5 protein-coding genes are annotated in these 4012 nt (G+C 38.9%); all 5 read left to right on the top strand.

The window, feature by feature from the left end; all coding sequences use genetic code 11:
* Nucleotides 1-22 precede the first annotated feature (22 nt).
* Nucleotides 23-445, top strand: a complete 423-nt coding sequence (locus tag RAC86_RS36170) for a YwqH-like family protein (RefSeq protein WP_017696586.1) — start codon at nt 23-25, stop codon at nt 443-445.
* Between the two features lie 8 nt (nt 446-453).
* Nucleotides 454-714 carry a YwqI/YxiC family protein gene (locus RAC86_RS36165; protein ID WP_187001932.1) on the top strand — a complete coding sequence of 87 codons (261 nt, stop codon included), beginning with the start codon at nt 454-456 and terminating at the stop codon, nt 712-714.
* Nucleotides 715-732: 18 nt separating this feature from the next.
* Nucleotides 733-2595, top strand: a complete 1863-nt coding sequence (locus RAC86_RS36160; protein ID WP_377886737.1) for a T7SS effector LXG polymorphic toxin — start codon at nt 733-735, stop codon at nt 2593-2595.
* A 143-nt stretch (nt 2596-2738) separates the two neighbouring features.
* Nucleotides 2739-3224: a hypothetical protein gene (locus RAC86_RS36155; protein ID WP_038829861.1), complete on the top strand. Its 486-nt coding sequence runs from the start codon at nt 2739-2741 to the stop codon at nt 3222-3224.
* Nucleotides 3225-3408: 184 nt separating this feature from the next.
* A partial coding sequence (locus RAC86_RS36150; RefSeq protein WP_377886735.1) for a hypothetical protein occupies nt 3409-4012 on the top strand: 604 nt, incomplete at its 3' end.

Raw genomic sequence — 4012 nt, 5'->3', positions numbered from 1 at the left:
TGAGTATTAAGAGGTGATTCAGATGGGTTATGAAAGTATGCTGGCGGATATCAAAAGTTCGCTCAACGGAAAAATTTCCGACGTGGAAGACAAGATCGAAAAGCTGAAAAAAGCAAAAAAGGACATAGACACACTGCAAGAAGAGGCAATCACTGAAATCAAAGAAATTGTAAAACCAGAATTGGGCAAGCATTGGACGGGAACAAAAGCCGATGATTTCGACAAGGGAAGAGAAGAGGCGAAATCGGAAGCATCTAAGATTGTGAATGATAAATATAACGAGTATATGGCTTCGATTCAGATGGAGATTATTCAGTTGGAATCTATGAAATTTCTCTATGACAAAGAATTAAAGCTAGCGAATTTTGCTGGTCATACTCTTGCTAAGGGTGAAGAATTCTTGGAGGATGCTGTTAATCAAATTAAATCTATTAAATTGTGGTGATCTTTTTTATGTCAGAAATTAAATTGAAATACGATGCTGTAATCAAAACATTAGAGTCTGTCAAAGATGCGCTTGCTGACGTATCAATCGGCGCCGCGGGGTCCAATGGAAAAAATACACTCGATTATACGAAAAAATATCATGAGCGTGAGGAGAACATCAAAACCATGCTCGGAGATTACAAAAAAGCGGTACAGAAAAATATCGAGGATACAAAGGATAACGTAGATTCACTTAAAGAGCAGGACGAGGCGATAGCGGTAAAATAGAACAGAAAGGGCAGTGCGATGAGTAAAGTATTTGAATCAAAATCTTTAATCGAAGAAGCGAAGAGCAGAAAAAAGCAATATGAGACGCTTGAGGAGCAGCTGAATACGCTGAAAAAAGCGTTTCAGGGAGTTGCAGATTTAGGCGATAATTTTAAAGGAAAAGGCGCGGACAATATTAAAGATTTCTTTCAGGGACAGGCGGAAATCGTAGACAGCTGGCTGACGCTTGTCTCTGCTCAAATTGCATTTTTAAACGGCATTTCAGGCGATATTAAAGATCAAGAACTGAATGATTCATATGTGGAAACTTCATTTTTGGATCATGAGCTGCCCAATGGAGACCTGAAAGCCTCAGAGATAGTCTCCGCTCATAAAGAAGAAATCGATTCTATTTTGTCAGGCATCAGCGATATTATTGATCTCGACATGTACACGCTTGACGAGTATGCAGATAAGATGGGCGATGCCCAAAAAGTCAGACGTGACACGATCACAGCTGTCGATAAGCTTGATGAATCCCTGACCACTGAATATCAAAATTTAGAATCTCTGGACAACGCAGTGCTCACCAAATATTCTGTTCTCATGCAGGCCACCAGCAATGGGAAGAGCGCATCCCCTATGTACTATGACAAAAAAGCCTTCCACAGCAATGAAGTTTACAAAAGCGTGATTGAAGTAGAAAATCAAGGAACAACCTATATTGATGCAAAATCCCAGCAAGCAGAAGCAAGACGTCTCCAGGAAAAAGCCGAGGAAGAAGCAAACAAACCATGGTACGAAAAAACATGGGATGGAGTTTGCAACTTTACTGGAGAAGTCACTGGCTATTATGATTATAAAAGAGCAACTGAAGGCGTTGATCCGGTTACCGGAGAAAAACTCTCCACCGCAGAACGTGTGACAGCAGGAGCTATGGCCGCAGCCGGATTTATACCAGTCGTCGGCTGGGCAGGCCGCGCCTTCAAAGGCGGAAAAGCCATCTACAAAACCGGAAAAGCTGCTATCGCGGCTGAACACGCTTTAGATGCCTACAAAACAGGCAAATCCTTAGACATTCTCAAAATGACAGAAATGGGCGCATACGGCCTTGTTGCGTCAAACGGATTCTCAGAAGCCGTCACGGGACGGGATATGTTTGGAAACAAAGTGTCTGAGGAGAAGCGGAAGCAAGGGGCGCTCGAAGCGGCATTGAGCTTGGTTGGAGCCGGTGCATTGGCGAAACATATTGATAAAGGCATCCCGCTTGCTAAATCGCCACAAGTAGCAAAAGTTGAAAAAGGGAGAAAGATTCTAGATCAAGTAAAAGAATTCAAAGTGCCGACGAATGTAAAAATTCGTGTCCACAAGACTGTCACACCGGATGGGACAACTTTCCCAATTGTTCACGCTGATGTGAAAACGAAAGCTGTGAAAGATCTTGGGGTTGTGAAGATGGTGGGTAGAGGTAGCAGTGGAAGCACTACCACAAGATTAATTCCAGGGACCCCAGGAAAGGTTACAGGGGGGAGTTCAACTAAATTAGGTAAAAATATGTTTGAGCAAATGGGACTTCCACGTTCAACAAAACGTACTCCATATCAGGCTCAACATATTATCCCGAAGGAGTTTCGAAGTCATCCTGTTTTGAAGAAGTTAGGAATGGATATGGATGATGCGTCAAATGGCTTTTTCTTAAGGGTCCCGGATGATGATATAAGTGCTACTTCACGGCATAAGGGATATCATTCAGTTTATAGTAGTTTTGTGAGAAAAAAATTAGATGAGATTAATGTTAACCAAAGTGTAGACGTCATTGAAAAACAGGTATATGATTTACAACAAAAATTAAGAGAATTACAAGAAAAAGGGTTGCCTATTTATATGAGGGATGATTATTGAGAAACAGAATTAAAGAAAATAAAGGAGAAAGGATTAGAAGCATATAAATTAGAAAGGAAAGAAGGTAGCTCCTCAAGAAAACCCGTTTGGAAAAGAGGCGGTGGAGCAACAGTTGATCTTTGGGAAAGGTGGTATAACAAGTAATGAATTTTGGAAAATATCATAATCTGGTGGAAGAGGTAGTTGAATTTTCAAAAACCTTCAAGCCTATAAAATCAGTTAATGTATCTAATTTTACTCAAATAATTAATGACCAAGAAAAGGCTGAATACTTGGCTTATGAAGAAGTATATGGAGAAGATGAGTATACATGGAAAGATATAAGGGAAATTGAAATGAGTGAAGTATGGGAGCGGTTTTACGAATTAGAAGATAATCAAAAGCCGGAAAATATAGACGCATTATTAGATATTTTTTCTGAGAGCATCAGACATGCTTCTACTGAATTCAAGACTTTTTTTGAGGATATAGTAGCTGACCTAAACAATTGTGCTATTAATAGAGCAATTAATGGTAATACAAATAATTTTTTTGAAAAGGTTTTTGAAATTTATAAAGCGGGTTATTTCCCGTGTGGTTGGAATGGCGATTATCCTAACGGGAATTTTATCGTTTTTAAAAAAGGTTAAGAGAGGTTTTCAAGAAACGTCAGTCTATGGACACCAAGGGCTGGCGTTTTTGTTTCTCATTGTATACAGCTTTCAATAGAGGTTAACGTTAGAAGTGCCTTGTTTACTGATATATTAGAATAGTTTAAACTTCTTTTTGGGTTGTCAATCGGCAGATTTTTTAGAATAATGAAGGAGAAGCGGGATGGGCAGAGACCATATTTCTCAACTACAGCCATTAAAAATCTGTAATGGCTGGTCTGTAGTACTGAACAATTTATGTTCAGAAAAAAGAATGCAAGAAAAATGTGAATTACTAATACTACAAAATGAAAAACGTAAGGCCTTTATTAAGGTAAGTTATGAAAATAATCAATACCATATTAAAGTAGCTGGCTTACATACAGATAAGATTTATGAAGATGAGTCTTTTAATGAGATAGAACAATTATTAGAAGAGTTAGAATATCAAATCTGGAGTGTGGGAAGCGGGGTTTTAGAGGGTTTGCAGCCACTAAGCCAACAGATTCCCAATTATTTAAGGCTAAAGATACCGGCTGGTTGGACTGTTGATTATATTACATTAAAAGATACTGATCCTAAGACGCTAGAGGCAAATGATGATGCTTGGTTATTTGACTTTAATCAAGATCTCCTGCAGATTTCTCATAAGACAAAAAATTTGCTGCTTGACGTAGGGTGGTACCCAGAAGGTGATCCAGCCGGAAGCTATGGGATTGAACTGATAAAAAACGAAGATTGGGAAAATCCTTTAGAGGATATTATGTGTACTGAACTTAAAGAATTAA

The sequence above is a fragment of the Bacillus sp. LR_5 genome (assembly GCF_042709275.1).
The sequence above is the reverse complement of the archived record's forward strand: the minus strand, read 5'-3'. Positions and strand labels throughout refer to the sequence as shown.